An 18,968-nucleotide genomic window follows, 5' to 3' on the forward strand; every position below is an offset into this window, starting at 1 on the left:
ACATGGCGGCGTGGCATCATCTTGTCCGGTAACGAACGTGCCCACGCAGCATTACTCGTAAACTCGTTACTCGTAAAGGAGTTCTCCGATGGCCCCGTACACAACTCGTCGCCCGTCCTGGTGGACTGTGACCCCGGTGCTCGCGGTCGCGGTACTCGGCCTCGCTGCCTGCTCGAACAGTCAGGAGTCGAGTAACGTCCAGGGAACGACTCCGCCGGTATTCACATCCTCGCCTGCCCCGGCGGGCGAGTCGGGGACCGAGCACGGCACCGCGAAACCCGAGGCCGGTGTGAACGTCGAGCTGAAGGACCCATCGGGCGCCGCGGTCGGCACCGCGAACTTCGCCGAGGACGGCAAACACCTGCGGGTCACCGTCGAGGCGCACGGGCTGCGCCCCGGCTTCCACGGCCTGCACATGCACCAGATGGGCAAGTGCGAGCCCAACTCGGTCGCGCCGAGCGGCGGCCCGGCCGGCAACTTCCTCTCGGCCGGCGGCCATCTGCAGGTCGGCGGCGCCACCGCGCACCCGGCCAGCGGTGATTTGACCTCGCTCGAGGTGCGCTCCGACGGCTCGGCCCATCTGGTCACCACCACCGACTCGGTCACGCTGTCCGACATCAAGGGCAAGGCCCTGGTCATCCACGCCGACGCGGACAACTTCGGCAACATCCCCAATCGCTACACCCGCGCCGACGGCACCGCGGGCCCCGACGAGACGACGCTGTCGACCGGCGACGCGGGCGGTCGCATCGCCTGCGGCGTCATCCAGTAGCGCGGTGCCACATGGCCGGGGCAGGAATCGAACACGTTCCCTTCCAGGGCTCGCCCCGGCCCACCATCGGTGTGGAATGGGAGATCGCGCTCGTCGACAAGGTGAGCCGTGATCTGTCCAATACGGCTGCCGACGTCTTCGATGAGGTCGGAGATCTGCGCGCCTACGACGGCAAGCCGCAGGTCACCAAGGAGTTGCTGCGCAACACCGTGGAGCTGGTGACCGGGGTGCACGACACCGTCGGCGCGGCGGTCGACGATCTGACCGGCACGATGAACGCCGTCCGACGTGCCGCCGACCGGCTCGGTGTCGACCTGTTCTGCGCGGGCACCCATCCGTTCGCGCAGTGGTCGGCTCAGCAGCTGACCCGCTCGGAGCACTACGACGAGCTGATCGAGCGCACCCAGTGGTGGGGCCGCCAGATGATGATCTGGGGCGTGCACGTGCATGTCGGAGTCTCCCACCGCGACAAGGTCTTTCCGATCCTGAACTCGCTGCTGCTGTCGTACCCGCATCTGCTCGCGCTGTCGGCGTCCTCGCCGATGTGGTCCGGCTCGGACACCGGCTACGCCAGTAACCGGACTTTGATGTTCCAGCAGTTGCCCACCGCCGGTCTGCCGTTCCAGTTCGAAAACTGGACGCAGTTCGAGCATTTCGTATACGACCAGCTTCGGACCGGTGTGTTCGAGCAACTCGGCGGCATGCACTGGGACATCAGACCCGCGCCGAAGTGGGGCACGATCGAAGTGCGGGTGTGCGACGGAATCTCCACTCGCGCCGAGCTGGCCGCCATGGCTTCGCTCATCCACTGCCTGATCGTCGACTTGGATCGCCGGGTCGAGAACGGCGAGACCCTGCCAACCCTTCCGCCCTGGCATGTGCAGGAGAACAAGTGGCGGGCTGCCCGCTACGGGTTGGATGCGATCATCATCACCGACGCCGACAGCAACGAGCGGCTGGTCACCGACGACCTGAGCGACTTGCTGAATCGGCTGGAGCCGACGGCCGCGCGCCTCGGCTGCGCCGACGAGCTCACGTTGGTCGCCGATATCCCCAAGCGGGGAGCCTCCTATCAGCGGCAGCGCCGGGTTGCCGCGGCCTCGCAGGGCGATCTGATCGCGGTGGTGGACGCGCTGGTCGACGAGCTGAACCAGTAACCGCACGTCGGCTGGCGTTCAGCTGGTCAGGGGGATGGCGTTCACCCCCCGTTTACTATGGTCGACGTGCTTGTCGAAGATCCGGGTTCCAGAGCAAGAAGCGTGGCCCCGCCGGGGCGCGCGCCGCGGGCCCGGGTGTGGGTCGCCGCCGCGACCGCCGCTGTGCCCGTTCTGCTGATCGCGTTGCAGGTCATCGCGGTGTGGCAGCGGTTCGAAGGTCCGCTGGACAGCCTCTGGCGAGATTACGTCGGTACGCCCAAATCCATGACGGTGCCGTGGGCCGGGTTGATTCTTGCGCTGGTGGGCATTTCGGCGCGGCGCCGGATCGTTGCGCTCGGTGTCGCGGTGGCCATCGATGTGGTGTGGGCGAGCGCCAGGCTGGTGGCCGGTGAGCCGTTCGCGATCGGAAACGGTCCGGTGATCGTACTCACCGCGCTGGCGCTGGTGGCTTGGCTGCGCTGGTCGGGCACCGAACGACGCAACGCGCTGGCCGCGGCCGCGCTCGGCGCTCTGCTCATGCTGGCTACCAAGGTCGGTGACGTGTGGCTGCACGTCACCGTGCTCAGCAGGCCGACCGTGCTCGATGAGTACGTCATCCTGGCCGACCATGCGCTCGGCGACCCGTCCTGGGTACTCGGGCGGGCGATCGACGCACTGGGGCCCGCCGTCTACGCGGTGCTGCACTGGGTCTATATCGAGCTTCCGGTGGCGGCGATCGTCGTAGCGGTGTGGCAGCTGCGGCGGGTCGTCCCGTCGGGCCGGTGGCCGACGCATTATCTGGTGCGCACATTTCTGGTACTCGGGCTGGTCGGCCCGATGGTCTACCTACTTTTCCCGGTGGTCGGCCCGATGTTCGCGTTCGGACCGGACGGACACGGATTACAGCTCGGGAATTACTGGCCGGGTGTGGTGCCGCCGATCGACCGGAATCCGATTCCGCTGCCGTTCGACACGGCGACGCCGCGCAACTGTATGCCGTCCATGCACACCGCCTGGGCGCTGTCGGTGTTCCTGCACACCCGCCGCGACACCGACGGCGCGGCCGCTCCGGGCTGGATTCGCTGGGGCGGCACGTTCTGGCTGCTGGCCACCCTGGCCGCGACGCTCGGTTTCGGCTATCACTACGGCGTCGACTTGGTCGCGGGCGCGGTACTGTGCCTGACCGTCGAGTCGGCACTGCGCGCGCCGGAGCAGGGCTGGGGGTGGGGCCGCACCCGGCTGGTCATAGGCGGCGTGGCGGTGTTGGCCGTCCTGCTGCTGTCCTACCGCTACCTCGCGGTCCCGATGGCCGAGTACCCGGTGGTGGCGGGCACGGTAGTACTCGGGCTGCTCGCCGGTCTGGCATCGGCGTTCCACGCGACGTGGTTCGCGGGCGGTGCGGTGGCGCGGCAGCCCGGGCGGGAAGTCCTGCCTGCCGTGCACTGAAGGTCGTCAATCGGCGTTGTCGTCGCGCAGCTCGTTGACGCGCAGCAGGCCGTCGCGGTCCTGCTGCTCGCGATATGCCGTGCGCCCGAGGAGGTGAGCGATGACCGGTGCGGTGAGCAGGGTGAACAGGCCGACCAGGGCAAGCGCCCAGATATTGCCGCGCCCGTGGAACTGGATCGCGGTGCCCGCCAACACCAGGACCAGCCCGATCACCTGCGGTTTTGTGGCGGCATGCATGCGGGTGAGGGTGTCGGGAAAGCGCACGATCCCGATCGCGGCGGTCAGCGCGAACGTCGAGCCGGACAGGATCAATACGCCGGCGAGCACGTGCCAGAGGTTCATGTGTCGTCCCGCACCCGGAAGCGGGAAACGGCGGCCGAGCCGAGAAAACCGACCAGCGCCAGTGCGGCGATCGCGGGAACCACGGTGGGATCGGTGGTGTAGCCCGCCCACACGGCCAGTCCGGCGGCCGCGGTGGCCATGAGCGAGTCGATGGCCACGACCCGGTCCAGGGTGCTCGGACCAGCCACGACGCGGTAGGTGGTGATCAAGGCGGCGGCGGCCAGCACAACGGCCGCGATGACGGCGACGACGGTCACGGGTTCACCTCCGGAGGCGAGGTCGGTGGTGTGGAAGGCCATCCGGTCGAGTGTTCGAAGCTTTCGATCAGCAGGCGCTCCAGACGCCGGGTGGTCCGGTAGAACTTGTCCACCGCGGCGTCGCTGCTGACGTCGAAGACGTGGACGTAGACGACACAGCGTTCTCGATCGATCTCCAGCACCATGGTGCCGGGGATCAGATTGAGCAGGTCGGTGCACAGCACGAGCACCAGATCCGATCGCGTGCTCAGGTACACCCGCAGCACCCCGGAAACCGGCAGCTGGGCGGGGCGGACGGCGAACCACGCCACCTGGAGGCTCGACTCCAGCGCGTAATAGGCGCTGACCACGACCAATTCGACCAGCGGAAGCGGGTTCAACCGCCCGGACACCGGAACCCGGGGCAGCGGCAGTGCCAGCATGATCAGTGCACCGACCGCCAGTCCGGCAACCAGGTTCGCCACGCTGAGATCGCCCCACAGCGCGACGTAGACGACGGCGAGCCAGACCAGGATGGCGAAACGCACGATGGTGTCGCGCCGCGGGCCACCGCGTGTCCGCCCGGCCCTCATCGCCGCGCTCCCGAGTGGTCCGGCGCGTCGCCGAGCACCGCGCCGATATACACCCCGGGGTCGCGCAGATCGACCGCGGCCCGTTCGGCGATGCCGAGGATCGGACCGGCCAGAACGGTCAGGCTCAGTCCGACCGCAATCAGCGCCGCGGTGGACAGCACCATCAGCAATGGCATCCGGCCCGGGTCGGTGCGTTCGTCATATCGGACGTCGGTCGAATCCTCTATCAGTGTCGGCGGTTTCGCCGCGGTGAGGTGCCCCTCCGGCGCCTCGGCACGTGGGCGCCAGAAGGCTTTGCTCCATACCCGTGCGACGGCATAGAGCGTCAGCAGGCTGGTGAGCACGGAACCGCCGACCAGCACCCAAGCCAGCGCACTACCCTGTTCCGCGCCCGCCTGCAGCAGCGCGACCTTGCCGATGAACCCCGAGAACGGAGGAATACCACCGAGATTCAGTGCGGGGACCAGGAACAGCAGAGCAAGCAGCGGGCTCGTCGTGGCGAGTCCGCCGAGCCTGCGCAACGAAGTCGACCCGGCCTGTCGCTCGACCAGACCGATCACCAGGAACAGTGCGGTCTGTACCAGGATGTGGTGCGCCACATAGAACACCGCGCCCGTCAGGCCGCCCTGGTTGGCGAGCCCGACCCCGAACATCAGATATCCGATATGGCTGACCAGCGTGAACGACAGCAGACGACGGATGTCGCTCTGCGCGATCGCGCCGAAGATGCCGACGAGCATGGTGAGCAAGCCGCACACCAGCAGCACCGAACCGAATCCGCCCTCGGGGAACAGCAGCGAGTGCGTCCGGATGATCCCGTACACACCGACTTTGGTGAGCAGGCCGGCGAACACAGCGGTCACCGGCGCCGGAGCGGTCGGGTAGGAGTCGGGCAGCCAGTTCGACAGCGGAAAGACCGCCGCTTTGACGCCGAACGCGACGAGCAGCACCGCGTAGATCGCGGTTCGGGGACCCTCCGGCACAGCATTGATCCGGACGGCGAGTTGGGCGAGATTCAGTGTTCCGGTGGCCGCGTAGGCCAGGCCGATGCCGGTCAGGAAGATCAGCGACGACACCATCGAGACCATCACATAGGACACGCCCGCGCGGATGCGCTCGGCCGTCGCGCCGACGGTGAGCAGCACGAACGAGGCCGCCAGCAGAATCTCGAACCCGACGTACAGATTGAACAGGTCCCCGGCGAGGAACGCGGCCGAAACGCCCGCCGTCAGAACCAGATACGTAGGTCGGTAGATCGAGGTCGGCTGCCGCGCACCGCCGTCGCGGATATTCTGGCCCGCGCCGTACAGCGACACCGACAGCAGCACGATGGACGAGACCAGCAGCATCGCGGCGGAGAACCGGTCCACCACCAGGGTGATGCCGATCGGTGTTTCCCAATTGCCGACCTGCACCGCGATCGTGCCGTCCCGGTCGACCAGATACAGCAGCAACCCACAGGTCACGACCACGCAGGCGAGCGCGGCGACACTGACCGAACTCTGTGTGCGTGGCCTACGCCCGAAGACCAGCGTCGCCGCGGCGCCGAGTAGCGGAACGAGCACCGGAAGCGGCGCGAGGACCGGGAGCAGCTCGGGGGAGAGTCTCACGCTTCCGGGTCCTCTCGCTCGGCCCGCCGCGCGACGTTCACGTCCTCCGTATCCTTCGCCACGTCTTCGGTGGTGGTCAGGATGTAGGAGCGGTAGGCAAGTGCGAGCACGAACGCGGCGAGGCCCATGGTGATCACGATGGCGGTGAGCACCATGGCCTGCGCCAGCGGATCGGCCATCTCCTGGTCCGCGGCGTCGGTCGCGCCGCGGATGGGGGGCTTGCCGTCGGCGCCACCCGCGGTGAGAATGAGCAGGTTCACCGCATTGCCGAACAAGATCAGCCCGAGCAGCATCTTCGACACGACGGCTTCCAGGATCAGGTATACCCCGCAAGCGACCAGGACGGCGATCACCACCAGCAGTGTCAGATTCGCGCTCATGCGCCGGTGCCGTTCTGCGCCGTGCTCGGTTCGATCTGGTCCAACTCGTAGTCCAGCCGCGCACCCAGGCTGCGCAGTACGTCCAGGACCAGGCCGACCACGATCAGATAGACGCCGAGGTCGAAGAACGCAGCGGTGACCAGGTTCAGATGACCGAGCACCGGCACCGTCAGTTCGACTGCCGCCGAGGACAGCGGCGGTGCTCCGAGCAGCAACGACGAGGCGGCGGTTCCAGCCGCCAAGGACAGGCCAGCACCCAGGATATGCCCGGCGTCGACGGGCAGCGCCTCACCCAGTTCGTAGCGTCCGCCCGCGAGATAACGCAGTGTCAGCGCTAGTCCGGCGGTGAGCCCGCCCGCGAAACCGCCTCCGGGTGCATTGTGGCCGGAGAAGAAGAAGTAGACCGACAGCACCATGATGGTCGGGAAGACCAGCCGAGTGGTGAACTGCAGGACCATCGAGCGGTAGGCTCGGTCGACCAGTCGCCCCGCGGGCAGCCAGCTCACCAGATCCGGGTTGTAGTCGGGAGAATCGGCCGCGCGCGGCGCGCTGCCGAATCGTCTGCTGCGGAACACCAGTGAGGCGACGCCGGTCGCGGCGACCACGAGCACCGAGACCTCGCCGAGCGTGTCCCAGGCTCGGATATCGACCAGCAGCACGTTGACCGCGTTCTTGCCATGGCCGAACCGGTATGCGGCCTCCGGGATCCGGTGCCAGATGGGCTCCGCGGTGCGCGCCGCGACGGCGAACGCGGTGAGCAACGCGACCACCACTCCGACCAGCACCGCCAGGATCGCTCGGCGCACCGGGAACGCGGCCGTCTTGCTTGCCTCGATCTCCGCGGGAAAGGCCCGCAGTACCAACACGAAGATCACGAGAGTCAGGGTCTCGACCAGGAATTGGGTCAGCGCCAGATCGGGCGCGCCGTGCAGCGCGAAGATCACCCCGCAGCCGTAGCCGGTGACACCGACCACCAGTACGCTGGCGAGTCGATTGCGCTGCACCGTCGCGGTGAGCGCCGACACCGCCATGATCGCGCCGATCACCAGCTGCGGTGGCGAATCCCAGAGGCGCAGTGCGACTTCGGTCCGGGCGCCGAGTACGAGCAGGGCACTCGGCAGGATGATCAGGGTGACCAGGATCGCCGCCTGACTCAGCGGCAACGAGCCGCGCTGCACCGCGCCGGTCATCCGCAGCGACAGCTTGTCCATCGCACGCAGTGCGGTGTCGTAGGCGCGGTCGGCATTGCCCAGACGTGGGCGGCCCGATCCCGTGAGATGGTCGCGTGACCGGTACAACAGGATGCCCACGGCGATGATCAGGGCGGTCAGCGCCAGCGGGGTAGTGAACCCGTGCCACAGCGACAGGGGTGAAAGAGGCTGTCCAGCGATGGTTTCGGGGTATGGCCTGAGTGCTTCGTCCAAGCCGGACGGCGCGAGCCCCGCGACGAGGCCCGCGACCGCCAGTACCGCGGGCGGTCCGAGGAAGGCCGCGCCCGGCGGGCGCCAACTGGCGCGGCGGTCGGTGGCGTTCGTGCCATTCGGTTTTTCGCTCGGATGAGGGCCGACCGACGTGCTGCTCGATATGCCGGGTTGCCCGGTGTGCTTGTCTGCGAATGCGCCCCACACGAACCGGATGCTGTAGCCGACTGTCAGCATCGAGCCGAGTACGACGCCGACGGTCACCACGCCGCGGGCCGCCCCGGTGAGCACGTCGGCGCCCGAGATGGCGCTCAGCGCGCTCTCCTTGCCGACGAAGCCGAGCAGTGGCGGAATCCCCGCCATACTGAGCGCGGCGAGAATCGCGGTGCCGCACAGCATCGGGGCGCGACGCCCCAGGCCGGACAGGCGTCGCAGATCGCGGGTCCCCGCACCGTGATCGATGATTCCGACCACCATGAACAGACATCCCTTGAACAGCGCGTGCGCGACGATCATCGTCACTCCGGCGAGCGCGGCGTTCGGCGTGCCGATGCCGACCAGCACGATCAAAAACCCCAGTTGGCTCACCGTGCCGAACGCCAGCACCAGCTTCAGATCGACAACCTGCAGTGCCCGCAGACCAGCCAGCAGCATCGACGTCAGTCCGAGGATGAGCACCAGCGGATGCCACACCGGGTTCGTCGCGAACACCGGCGCGAGGCGCGCGACCAGATACACACCGGCCTTCACCATCGCCGCGGCGTGCAGGTACGCGCTGACCGGCGTCGGCGCGGCCATCGCGCCGGGCAACCAGAAATGCAGTGGCACCACCGCGGATTTGCTCAGCGCACCGACCAGCAGCAGCGCCACCGCGACGTTCACGGCGAGCCCGCTCGGCGGGTGTGCTCGGGCCAGTAGATCCGACAGCAGGTAGCTCTCGTTCGCCTCGCCGAGGATGACGATGCCGACCAGCATCGCCAGCCCGCCCGCCCCGGTCACCAGCAGGGCCTGGATCGCCGCTCTCCGGCTGACCGCCTGCTCGGCGTTGTGGCCGACGAGCAGGAACGACAGCACGGTCGTCGCTTCCCAGAAAACGTAGAGCAGCAGCATGTTATCGCTGGTGACCAGCCCGAACATCGCGCCGGCGAAGCCGACCAGTTGGGCGGCGAACACACCGAGTCCTGGTTCGTCGTTCTCGAAGTACCTGGCGCAGTACATCAGAACCAGCGCGCCGATTCCGAGTACTAGTGCGGCCAGCACTGCGGTGAGCGCGTCACAGCGCAGATCGATGGTCATCGCGATGCTCGGCGCCCAGGTCAGGTGAACTCGGTGCAGGCCAACCCACTTCGTGAGCACCCAGCCCAGGCCGCTGAGCGGGACCAGCGCGAGCGGGTAGAAAGCGTTGCGCCCCAGTGCCCGCACCCACAGCGGCGCAAGCAAGGCAGCTGCGCCATGAGCGAGCAGGATCGCTAGCAAACTGCACTCCGTCGGGTAGCGGCAGCGGCGTGTTCGGGATGATCCTATGTTGAGCCTGGGGCTTTAGCAGGAAGGTGCGTGTCGTCCCGACGGAACGCCGCCCTCGAAGCTATATGTCCGCTAATGGTTCGCTCCCGGATTGTCCATTCGCGTTCGGATTGCTACGCGGTCGGAACTTGCGCAGCACGAATAGGCCGATCGCGCTGCCGATGACAATGGCCAGTGCGGTGCGCCCCGGAGTCGAGTCGTGCATCGCGACGTCGTCGCGCCACTCCTTGTTCCTGGCGGGCAGCACCGAAACGGCCGAGGGAAGGTAGAGCGCGGCGATCGCCAGTACGCCGCTCGGCGCGGAGCGTGGGCGTGCGGTGCCGCAGCAGTAGCCGGCCGTCACCGCGATGGCGGCGCTGATCGCCGCGAAGCCGACGCGGCTGGCTGCCATCGAGGTGACCAGTGCGAAGGCCACGATGCCGGTGACGAGCAGGATGGCGAGGGCAACCGACGGTAGGCGGGCGCTGAATATCACGCCGCACGTGGTCAGCGCGATGAGCACCAACAGACTCCACCCCGGCCGGGCCTCGTAGCCCACCGCGTCGACGGCGGCGCTGAGACTGACGGCCAGATACACACCGATGCCGTCGCGGCCGGGCAACAACATGGCCGCGGCGGTCGCGGCGACGATCGTCGCCGCGACTACGATTCCGATCTCGACCGCGTGGCTCTCCTCCGGCGCTTTGGTGAATTGGCGGCCGAGCCATTCGCTACCCGCGAGCACCACCAATGCCAGCACCATGGCCGCGAGAATCGGAGTGATCGGCAGTTCGACCGCGACCTCCGGCGTGGTCGACTTTACGGTCCGCGTCAGATTGCGCAGGGTGCTGAACACCAGGAGTACGACCGCCAGCCCGATCGACCAGCGCGGCGGGGTCTCCAACACGGAGTACGGATCCGGGGCGATGCCGAGCAACTCGGCGAGATCGCCGAATGCGAGAATTCCGACCCCGCCCACCGCGAACGCCACGGCGAGCAGTGGCCTGCGCAGCGCCACGGCGCCCAGCGCGCCGAGTAATACCGCGCCGCACACCGAGTCGATGTAGTTCTGCGTGGTGAGTAGGTCCGCCGAGGCCGCATCAGGCACCGCGAAGTGGTTGATCAACTGTCCGGTCGCGCCGGTCAAGGCCGTCGCCCACCCCGTCACCGTTCGGGTTGTGGTGGTGACCAGCACCGCTACCGCGACGGCGACGATCACGCCGATCGTGGCGCCGCGTGGGCCGCTGTTCATCAGACTGGATATCCGGTAGGGCGTCGACTGACTCATGGTGTTGACGGTGACCGGCAGGAACAGCGTCACACTCGCGACCACGGCTCCGAGGAAGGCCGTTGCCGCGTCGACCGTCTCGCCGATCCTGCGCATGATTGTCGAAGATACCTGCGCTGAGGGCAGGACCTCGTGATTGCCGCGGATTCGCCGCTGCATGTCGATGGTGGGAAAACGCCAGAAAGCTGTTGTTTACGGGGCGTTCGCCGATGCCTCGGCGCTAGGGCTGGGCAGTGTCGTTGCCGGTCGCCTGCCCGCGCGTGTGCGCGTACCGGCGTAGCGTGTCGATCTGCACTGGGTCGAGCGAGGGCCGCACCGCCGCCTTGGCGGCGGCCACATCGGCCGTGGTGACGTCGGCCGCGTCCATGTTCCGCCGCATCGCGGCAAGCGCGGCCTCGCGCAGCAGCGCGGTGCAGTCGGCGGCGGAATAACCATCCAGGTCACGCGCCAGGACGGCCAGGTCGACGTCGTCGGCCAGCGGCACCGCACGGGCCACGGTGCGCAGGATCTCCAGACGCGCGGCCGCGTCCGGCGGTGGTACGAAGACCAGCCGTTCGAGTCTGCCCGGCCGCAGGAGCGCGGAGTCGATCAGTTCCGGCCGGTTGGTCGCGCCGAGCACCACGACGTCGCGCAGTGGTTCCACGCCGTCGAGTTCGGTGAGCAACGCGGCGACCACTCGGTCGCCGACGCCGGAGTCGGTGCTCTGGCCGCGGCGCGGAGCCAGCGCGTCCAGCTCGTCGAGGAAGATCAGCGACGGCGCGGAATCGCGCGCACGCTGGAATAGTTCGCGCACCGCGCGCTCCGACGAGCCGACCCACTTGTCCATCAGCTCGGCGCCCTTCACCGCGTGCACGCTGAGCTGGCCGCTGCCGGCGAGTGCACGCACCAGGAAGGTCTTGCCGCAGCCGGGCGGACCGTAGAGCAGCACGCCACGCGGTGGGTCGATGCCGAGGCGGGCGAACGAGTCCGGATGACGCAGCGGCCACAACACCGCTTCGGTGAGGGCCTGTCTGGTCTCCGCCATATCGCCGACATCGTCGAGCGCGAGACTACCGATGGCGAGTTCCTCCATGCCCGACCGCGACAGCGGCCGGATCACCGCGAGCGCGCCGAGCAGATCCGGCTGGGTGAGTTGCGGGTCGCCGCGCTCCCGAGTGGCCCGCGACGCCGCCCGCAGCGCCGCCTCCCGGCACAGCGCGGCCAGATCGGACACCACGAATCCGGGGGTGCGCGCGGTGATCTCGTCGAGCGTCAGCTCCCCGGTCGGCACCCGGCGCAGCAGTTGCTCCAGCAGTGCCTTGCGCACGGCGACGGTGGGCAGCGGCAGCGTGAGTTCGCGATCGCACAGGTCAGGCGCCCGTAGTCGCGCGTCGACCTGGGCCGGGTGCGCGGTGGTCGCCAGGAACGCGACGCACGGTTCGGCGACCGCGGCGCGCAGTTGGTCGAGGATGAGCGTCGCCACCGGCTCGGCGGTCGCGGGCAGTAGCGCGTCGATGTCGGTGATCAGCAGAATGCCACCCTGGCCGGAGCAGATATCGGCCACGGCCTGGGCGACTTCGCGTAGCCGCGCACCGCTCTCGGCCGCGCCGACGGTGGGGCCGTCCAACTCGACGATGCGGCGAGGCGCCGTGACGGCGCGCGCCAGCGTGGCTTTGCCGACGCCCGCCGGTCCGGTGATCAGTACCCCGAGATGCGGTGTCGCGCCGAGTATCCGCAGCAGCTCCGGTTCGTCCAGGGCGAGGCTGAGCCACTCGCCCAGTTTTGCGGCCTGGCTGTGCATGCCAGCCAAATCCTCGACCGTGATGCTCGGCGCCACATCCCTGGTCGGCGCGCTCCGGCCCCCGGGTGCGCCATTCGTTCCCGCCGCGGTGCCGAACACGGCGGCCTCGGTGGCGCCGCGCGAGGGCTCCCCGGCCGGTATCGGCGTTCCGGCCAGTGCCAGGTCGGCAGCGTCTCGCGCGGCGACCACGCTCGCGCCCCAGACGACCGCGCTGTTGGGCTGCACGCTCACCGGTCCGCGCGGATCGGTGGCGGTGACGGTGAGCAGCTCGGTGGTCCACGCGATGCCGAAGGTGCGTGACAGCGCCTGGGTGGCCGCCGAGGAGCTGATGTCGGGGCCGAGGTCGCGCGGTAACAGGGAGACCGCGTCGCCCACCGTGACCACCTTGCCGAGTAGCGCCTGCCGCAGGGTCGCGGCCGGGATGGTGCGGGTCGCGTGGACCGATCCGCTCACCGAGATCTGTCTGGCGCCGTAGACCGTCTCGGGCGCGACGATGACCTGCGCGTCCTCGCGCAGTCCGGCGTTCGACAGGGTGACGTCGTCGAGTAGGGCGATGGCGGCGGGTGTTCCCTTCGGCGCGACACCGGCCACCGCGGCCGTGCGCCGTGTCCCCACCAGTGTGATGCCGTCCCACTCCCGTAGTCCGAGCGCCGTCAGCGCCTCCGGATGCAACCGCACCACCCCACGGCGGGCATCGGCGGCGGACGGATTCAGTCGAGCGGTGAGCGCCAGTTCTGCCACTGTGCCATTCTGCCGCGTGCGGCCGCGATGGGTAAGTGGCCCGCGGCGTCGGCTGCGATCGGACAGGGTCGTGCTCGGCGGTGCGGTCGCCGGGGCGAGGGGGAATTGTCCATCTTGTCATGGGATCGTGGTCGTCACGCAACCGCGCACACGGGAGGTATTTCCGGTGCCACCGGTATCGGTCGTCGGCGGGGAACCGTCGATGTCGGGTACGGCGATCGGTCGCCGAAGTCGGCACACTTCGCACATGCCATCGGCAGCACGCTGGGCCGGTTCGACTCACGGGGTGCGAGGGCGTGAACATCCTGGACGATCGGATCTGGGCGATTTGTCGGCAAACGCGGAATTCTGGTGCCAGGCGCGATCCGCGCGCGGTTCCGGCGAGGGGGAAGCATTCTGCGCCAAGGGCCTAACGGACGTTGTACAGTCTGCGGGCGGCCGGTCCACAGGGGGACGGTCCATTGCTGGAGGGGACCTGACATGAAGTCGAAAAAGTTCAGTGCTGCCGTCCTGCTGCCGATTGCGGCCATCAGCATCGCGGCGGCAACCGCGCAGGCGCAGCCGTTGATCACCGATCAGCACGCGTCGTCCGGCGCCGACCGGCTACCGGCCGGACCGATACCGGCGACGTCCATCGGCAGTCTGTCGGGCGATGCCATGACGTTCCAGGCCGTGACGTTCCAGGCCGTCGCCGCGACCGCTGATCGGGCCGAACCGATCGCCGCGGGCGTACCGGCGGACATCGCGACCGACCCGAACGCGCAGAACTCCGACCCGGTCGCCAACGGTGCGGCTGTCGGTGCGGGAATCGGGGCGGTTCTCGGCGGCGTCAGCGGCGCCATCTCGGGTCTGCCGCTGTTCATCGTCGGAGCGATTCCGCTCGGCGCTCTCGGCGCCGCCTACGGCGCGATCAGTGGGGCTGTCATCGGGGCCATCGTCGGTGCGATCGTGCCGACGGAGGTGCCACAGGTACTGCCCTGATCGTGCGGTGAACACCCGCGAGCCGGACGGCGGGTAGTGGAACTACGCGCTACCCGCCCGGTACGGCCACCGCACGAAACAACATCCCGAGCCACCTACCGTTGCGCAGTTGCGGTCGAACGAAGAAAGTCGAGGGTCAACTCGGCGAATTCGTCCTCGGCCTCTATTTGCGGCATGTGGCCGATGCCCTCGAAGAGATGGACTCGAGCGTGGGGTAGTAGCCGGTGAGCGGCCTCGAGCTGCCTCATCGGCAGAATGCGGTCACGATCGCCCCAGACGATCAGCGTCGGACGCGGATGGTTGGACACCTCGGCCAACAACTTCGTTCGCCATTCGGGTCTGACGCCCCTGCTGGTGCCCAAGATCTGAGCGGTCTCGTGCAGAATCACACCAGCGTCGGTGTGCCGCGCGATCTTCAGGGCGTGCTCTATCCGCGCTTCGGTCGCGAACGATTGGTCGACATACAGCAGTCGTTCCGTCATCCGGGCGCTTGCGCGCGTGGCGGTGTAACGCGCCGCTACGCTGCCGATGACTGGTGTGGCCACCAACCGCATCATCGGATGCAGTTCGGAACCGAATCCGGCGGAGTCGGCCAGAACCAAGGTAGCCACCCGATCGGGTTGCAATGCCAGTAGTTGCAACGCGACCGCCCCGCCGAGGGAGTTTCCCATCACATGGAGGCGGCTGACTTCACCGAGCGCGTCAAGAGTTTCGATCACGCCCTGTGCGAGTGCCCGCAGCGTGGTGGCTGTCGGCAGGCGATCGGAAAACCCGGAACCGGGAAGGTCGGGAGCGATGAGCCGGTACCCGGCCTGTCGGTAATGCGGAAATTGCGGTGCCCAATCTTCGAGACTACGACCGATGCCGTGCAGCAACAAGATTGGAGATTCATGCCGATCGCCCTGGGCAAATATTCTGGCTCGTCTACCATTGACGTCGACTTGCGTGGCTGAGTCCATATGGACCACTCCTCGAATTCAGTCGCTCGTTCCTTGATGCGGTCGCTCATTACTCGAGATTCGGTCCGGTAACCGATGATCGAATGAATATCCTGGTGATATCTCACCGCTCCGACCGGCGATGGATACGGTTGCGGCGGTAGCCATATCCGTCAGCTGATGTCATTCGCATCGAAGCCGATCGCGAGTCCGGATGTGTTTCGTTCGCTCACCACCGCGTTCGTCAGGCGGCGCTGATACTGCCGCCGCCGTCGACGCGAACAATCTGGCCCGTGATGTATCCGGCGTCCTCGTCCAGCAACATGCAGATCAGATGAGCCGCCTCGGCGGGGGTGCCGACCCGATGCAGTGGAATGATGTCGAGTGCGCGAGTTTCGCGGTCTGATCCGGTCGGGCTGAATCCGCGGTATGTTTCGGTCTCTATCGGGCCCGGCGCCACGGCGTTCACCGTAATGCCGTGTGACGCAAGCTCGCCGGCCCACACGCGCGTGCACGCTTCCAGCGCCGCCTTCGCGGCGGCGTATGGCGTGCGTTCGGCGACGCCTTGCGTCACCAAACTGGACAGGTTGACGATGCGGCCTCGTCCCGCCTCGATCATGCCGGGCAGCACCGCCTGCACCACCTGCACCGCAACGCGGATATTCATGTCGTAGGTGGTGAACAGGTCGTCCAGGTCGACCGAACCGATATGACTGAACCGTTGATAACTGACGTTGTTGACCACCGCATCGACTCCGCTTCCCGCGACGATATCGTCGAGCAGTTCGGCGGTAGCGCCGCGATCGCTCAGGTCGGCTTCGTAAAACTGCCCGGGGAAGTCCGGCGGCGCCGTCCGCGCCACCCCGATCGGATCATGGCCACTGGCGGCAAGGCGGTCTGCGGCTGCACGCCCGATGCCCTTCGATGCCCCCGTGATCAGAACTCTGCGTCTGGGCATCATCTACTCCTTTCGCACAATAGGTCCAGCGCTGATCAGGGCAATGCTGAAGAATGTCATCGCACCTCAGTTCGTATATTGCACCTCAGGTCGTATTACGTGCGCTCGACACCACCGTCCACCCTGGCTATAGTATTGTCAAGTCTGCTTGTGGGGTTGAAGTGGAAGCTGTTCGGGAGAGCGGGAAGCATCCGTGATTCCCCAATAGCATGCCCTGCCGCGTGTTCAGCTCATTGACGCGAGCCGACGGCTTCGCGGGTCCAGCATCGGCACGCCGACGCGCCAACAGGAAGCGCGCGTGCAGCGGCCGACTGTGCGGTGCTTGCTATCGGAGACATTCCCGGCCCAACCCGCGCGAGAGGTCCATCGGAACCGAAGCACGGGAGTGCAGCGGCGGCGCCAGGTCGTTCAGTCGCGCATCATCGGCCGACCGACCGAGGTGGCGTGTGTCATCGGCGGCCGGGGCGTCGCCCGCCCGGCTACTTTTTGACGATTCCGGCGGCCACCGCGACCGAGGTGTCCGCCACACTCGGCGACAGGCAGACCAGTTTGGCCGTGCCGAGGGCTACGTTCGGGCTGCCCTCGAACGGACTGCCCGGGTTCTCGGCGAGGATCTGCTCGATCAGCGCCTTCTCGCCGTCGCTGTCGAGCTTCTTGTACTCGCCGCAGGTGGTGCTGGACGCGGGACCGAGCGAAGAATCGCTCTGCTTCGTCGTGGCGGTTGGCTCCGCCTCCGCCTCGGCGCTCGGCGCCACGGTGGTGGTGGCGCTTGTCGTGCGCGCGGCGGCGGTAGTGCTCGACGACGAGGACGTGCGCGCTCCGTTCGGGTTGGCGGGCTCATCCTGCCCGCCGCAGCCTGTCAGCAGGAAACCCACCGTCCCGATGGCCAGGACGATGACGGAAGTTCGCTTCATACCGTACTTTCCCCGGTGGATCGTGGTGCCGGAGCCTCCGGCGCGTTCGGTGCAGCGTACCGGGTGGGAGTTCGGTTCAGTGCAGGCGTGCCTGCCAGTCCGCGGGAACGCGTTCGCGCGGGCCGGGCACGCCTTGGTCGGCGGGGTGACTGTGCGGCGGGGTCAATGCCGGTCCGCCGCCGTACATTTCCTCGGTCTGGAAGTTGTAGAACCAGTCCTCACCCGGCTCGAAACTCTGGATGAACGGATGGCCGGTGTCCTTCGCGTGTTTGGTGGCGTGCTGCTCGGGCGAGCTGTCGCAGCAGCCGATGTGCCCGCACTGAGCGCAGCGGCGCAGGTGGAACCACCAGCCCTGGTTCGCTTCGCATTCCTGACAACCGGGACCGCTGGGCGGTATCCCGGGATCGATGCCCTCGAGTTGCTCTGTCATTACTGCCCTCCCGTATTCGATTCCGGTTCGGCCTGATTCTCCTCGGGCTTGTGCAGCGGCAACCAGACCGTGAACCTGGTGTCGCCCGGCTCGGAGGACACACTGATGTCGCCGCCGTGCTTGTTCACCACGATCCGGAACGAGATGTCCAGGCCTAGGCCCGTGCCCTCGCCCATCGGCTTGGTGGTGAAGAACGGTTCGAAGATCCGTCCCCGCGCGTCCGGCGGGATACCGGGCCCGGTGTCGCCGATCACCACCACCGCGCAGTCGTTCTCGTGCCGGGTGGCTACGGTCAAGATGCCCGCACCGTTCATCGCGTACACGGCGTTATCGATCAGGTTGGTCCACACCTGGTTCAGCTCGGCCGCGTAGCAGGGGACCAGGGGCAGACTCCGGTCGTAGTCCTTGACCACCCGCACCCCGTCGCCGAGTTTGCGGCTGAGCATCACCAAGGTGCTGTCGAGCAGTTCGTGGATGTCGACAACCTGGAACGGCGCCCGATCCATTTGTGAGTATTGCTTGGCGGCGTCGACCAGCGAGGAGATGCGCGTCGTCGAGTCGCCGATCTCGTTCATCAGCAGCTCGGTCTCGATGGTGTAGTTCAGCCATCGGATCGCGCCCTGGAAGACCTGATCCGGTGCATCGTCCAAGGTGGCGGCCACTCGTTCGAGCCAGTCCGTGTCGAAGCCGGCCTGCACGAAGTTCGGCGCGAGGTCCCAGCCGTCGAGGATGCCGTGCTCCTCCAGCCAGTCGCCGAGCAGGTCCTCGCGGTCGGCCGCCTCCATCGGCGTGAGTTCCGGCGCTTTCGCGATCTGGGCGGCCGCCTCCTCCTGCAGGCGCACCAGGGGGCCGAGGGTCTCCGGAGCGAACTTTCCCTCGGCCATCATGGCGAGCTTGTGCCGCATGCCCGCGACCCGCTCGCGCAGACCCGCGGTGGCGCGTACCGCGGCGGCCGCCGGATTGTTCAGTTCGTGGGTGAGGCCCGCCGAGAGCGAACCGAGTGCGAGCAGCCGCTCGCGCTCGCCGATCCGCGCGTTGATCTTCCTGCTGCCGAAGAACAGACCTTCCAGCAGGTGCACCGCCATCGGAAACCACTGGTGCATCATCGTGGCGAAGACCGCCGCGTCGATCACGAAGAACCGCGACGGCCTTGTCACCGACATCGAGTTGTCGTAGATCTGCTCGACCTTGTCACCGATATACGACATCCAGGCGCCCGAATAGGCGCCGTGGTGTGCAGTGCGCACCAGTTCGACCTCGGCGCCGCCGGACTGCTTGGTGAGTACCAATTCCCCGTCCATCAGCACGTAGAAGCAGGTGGCCGGGTCGCCTTCGCGGAAGACCAGTCCGGGCTCGATGGTCTCGACCCGACCGTCGGCGCACAGCCATTCCAACTGTTCGTCGTTCAGCTTCTCGAACAGGAACAGGGCGCGCAGCTCGGCCGGGTCGCACACCAGTCGGCTGCGGCGGTCCGCGGTCTGGTTCGAAGTCATGGTCAG

The 18,968-nt window shown here is 67.5% G+C and carries 17 protein-coding genes; 4 read left to right on the plus strand and 13 right to left on the minus strand.

The window, feature by feature from the left end; translation table 11 throughout:
- Window positions 1-88: 88 nt before the first annotated feature.
- The 3 genes from AB0B25_RS12115 to AB0B25_RS12125 are packed head-to-tail and all read left to right on the plus strand — an operon-like array spanning window position 89 to window position 3,354.
- Complete coding sequence (locus AB0B25_RS12115; RefSeq protein WP_357177397.1) at window positions 89-772, plus strand: superoxide dismutase family protein; 684 nt, start codon at window positions 89-91, stop codon at window positions 770-772.
- 11 nt (window positions 773-783) lie between these two features.
- Window positions 784-1,929 (plus strand): glutamate--cysteine ligase, encoded by a 1,146-nt coding sequence (locus AB0B25_RS12120; protein ID WP_357177399.1) that lies wholly within the window; start codon window positions 784-786, stop codon window positions 1,927-1,929.
- A gap of 57 nt (window positions 1,930-1,986) precedes the next feature.
- Window positions 1,987-3,354: a DUF5933 domain-containing protein gene (locus AB0B25_RS12125; protein WP_357177401.1), complete on the plus strand. Its 1,368-nt coding sequence runs from the start codon at window positions 1,987-1,989 to the stop codon at window positions 3,352-3,354.
- Window positions 3,355-3,360: 6 nt separating this feature from the next.
- Here AB0B25_RS12125 and mnhG read toward each other — a convergent pair whose 3' ends face one another.
- The 8 genes from mnhG to AB0B25_RS12165 form a co-directional block, all read right to left on the minus strand.
- Window positions 3,361-3,696 (minus strand): monovalent cation/H(+) antiporter subunit G, encoded by a 336-nt coding sequence (mnhG, locus tag AB0B25_RS12130; RefSeq protein ID WP_357177403.1) that lies wholly within the window; start codon window positions 3,694-3,696, stop codon window positions 3,361-3,363.
- Entirely contained in the window at window positions 3,693-3,953 is a 261-nt protein-coding gene (locus AB0B25_RS12135) for a monovalent cation/H+ antiporter complex subunit F (RefSeq protein WP_357177405.1), read from the minus strand. The genes mnhG and AB0B25_RS12135 overlap by 4 nt, the downstream gene beginning before the upstream one ends.
- Window positions 3,950-4,525, minus strand: a complete 576-nt coding sequence (locus AB0B25_RS12140; protein ID WP_357177407.1) for a Na+/H+ antiporter subunit E — start codon at window positions 4,523-4,525, stop codon at window positions 3,950-3,952. The genes AB0B25_RS12135 and AB0B25_RS12140 overlap by 4 nt, the downstream gene beginning before the upstream one ends.
- Window positions 4,522-6,135: a Na+/H+ antiporter subunit D gene (locus tag AB0B25_RS12145; RefSeq protein WP_357177408.1), complete on the minus strand. Its 1,614-nt coding sequence runs from the start codon at window positions 6,133-6,135 to the stop codon at window positions 4,522-4,524. Before AB0B25_RS12145 ends, AB0B25_RS12140 begins: the two co-directional genes overlap by 4 nt.
- Window positions 6,132-6,515 (minus strand): Na(+)/H(+) antiporter subunit C, encoded by a 384-nt coding sequence (locus AB0B25_RS12150; protein WP_357177410.1) that lies wholly within the window; start codon window positions 6,513-6,515, stop codon window positions 6,132-6,134. The genes AB0B25_RS12145 and AB0B25_RS12150 overlap by 4 nt, the downstream gene beginning before the upstream one ends.
- Window positions 6,512-9,412: a Na+/H+ antiporter subunit A gene (locus AB0B25_RS12155; RefSeq protein ID WP_357177411.1), complete on the minus strand. Its 2,901-nt coding sequence runs from the start codon at window positions 9,410-9,412 to the stop codon at window positions 6,512-6,514. The genes AB0B25_RS12150 and AB0B25_RS12155 overlap by 4 nt, the downstream gene beginning before the upstream one ends.
- A 109-nt stretch (window positions 9,413-9,521) precedes the next feature.
- Entirely contained in the window at window positions 9,522-10,823 is a 1,302-nt protein-coding gene (locus AB0B25_RS12160; RefSeq protein ID WP_357177413.1) for a hypothetical protein, read from the minus strand.
- A gap of 124 nt (window positions 10,824-10,947) precedes the next feature.
- Complete coding sequence (locus tag AB0B25_RS12165) at window positions 10,948-13,248, minus strand: AAA family ATPase (protein WP_357177415.1); 2,301 nt, start codon at window positions 13,246-13,248, stop codon at window positions 10,948-10,950.
- Window positions 13,249-13,728: 480 nt separating this feature from the next.
- On the opposite strand from AB0B25_RS12165, the gene AB0B25_RS12170 reads away from it, so the two are divergent.
- Window positions 13,729-14,229, plus strand: a complete 501-nt coding sequence (locus tag AB0B25_RS12170; protein WP_357177416.1) for a hypothetical protein — start codon at window positions 13,729-13,731, stop codon at window positions 14,227-14,229.
- Between the two features lie 95 nt (window positions 14,230-14,324).
- On the opposite strand, the gene AB0B25_RS12175 is transcribed toward AB0B25_RS12170, so the two are convergent.
- From AB0B25_RS12175 to AB0B25_RS12195, 5 genes are all read right to left on the minus strand, one after another.
- The gene (locus AB0B25_RS12175) at window positions 14,325-15,188 is read right to left on the minus strand and encodes an alpha/beta fold hydrolase (protein ID WP_357177418.1); all 864 of its coding nucleotides are present in this window, start codon (window positions 15,186-15,188) and stop codon (window positions 14,325-14,327) included.
- A 223-nt stretch (window positions 15,189-15,411) separates the two neighbouring features.
- Window positions 15,412-16,125, minus strand: a complete 714-nt coding sequence (locus tag AB0B25_RS12180) for an SDR family oxidoreductase (protein ID WP_357177420.1) — start codon at window positions 16,123-16,125, stop codon at window positions 15,412-15,414.
- A 479-nt stretch (window positions 16,126-16,604) separates the two neighbouring features.
- Window positions 16,605-17,039, minus strand: a complete 435-nt coding sequence (locus AB0B25_RS12185; RefSeq protein ID WP_357177422.1) for a hypothetical protein — start codon at window positions 17,037-17,039, stop codon at window positions 16,605-16,607.
- A 76-nt stretch (window positions 17,040-17,115) separates the two neighbouring features.
- Window positions 17,116-17,469, minus strand: a complete 354-nt coding sequence (locus AB0B25_RS12190; RefSeq protein WP_357177424.1) for a UBP-type zinc finger domain-containing protein — start codon at window positions 17,467-17,469, stop codon at window positions 17,116-17,118.
- Window positions 17,469-18,962 (minus strand): ATP-binding protein, encoded by a 1,494-nt coding sequence (locus AB0B25_RS12195; protein ID WP_357177425.1) that lies wholly within the window; start codon window positions 18,960-18,962, stop codon window positions 17,469-17,471. Before AB0B25_RS12195 ends, AB0B25_RS12190 begins: the two co-directional genes overlap by 1 nt.
- Window positions 18,963-18,968 lie beyond the last annotated feature (6 nt).

The organism is Nocardia sp. NPDC049190, from assembly GCF_040648115.1.
In the GTDB taxonomy this organism is placed as follows: Bacteria; Actinomycetota; Actinomycetes; order Mycobacteriales; family Mycobacteriaceae; genus Nocardia.